This window comes from Haloferax sp. Atlit-10N (assembly GCF_003586325.1).
Classification (GTDB): Archaea; Halobacteriota; Halobacteria; order Halobacteriales; family Haloferacaceae; genus Haloferax; species Haloferax prahovense.
Genome location: NZ_PSYX01000177.1, coordinates 1 through 440, shown reverse-complemented (window position 1 = coordinate 440; position 440 = coordinate 1). Strand labels below are relative to the sequence as shown.

1 protein-coding gene is annotated in these 440 nt (G+C 63.0%); it reads right to left on the bottom strand.

Annotated elements, in window-relative coordinates; all coding sequences use genetic code 11:
- On the bottom strand, nt 1–440 hold a 440-nt coding region (locus C5B91_RS21745; RefSeq protein WP_119713054.1), incomplete at both ends, for a CNNM domain-containing protein.

Below are 440 nucleotides of genomic sequence, written 5' to 3'. Positions count from 1 at the left end.
CCAGCCGCGGGGTCATCACCTCCTTGGCGATGGTGTCGTTGAATCGGAGGGTGCGCTGAAGCATCTCGCGTTCGTCCTCGTCGAGGACGCCTTCGCGCTCACCCGTCTCGATGATGTCCTGTATCTCCTCGCGGGTGACGTAGGAGGTCTCGATGGCGGAGCGCCCCCCGGTGATTTTGTTGACGACGCGCGTGAGGTAGTCGAACAGCAGGATGAGCGGGAGCAGCACCTTCTCGGCAGCCTTGAGCGGTTTGGAGATGCGCAGCGCCCACGACTCGGTGTGCTCGACGGCGTAGCTCTTCGGCGCGCTCTCGCCGAACAGGAGCACGATGGCGGTAATACCGAACGTCGCGATGGCGACTGCTTGCCCCTGAGAGAGATAGAGTGCAAGCAGCCCGGTCGCGATGGAGGACATCGCAATGTTGACGAGGTTGTTCCCG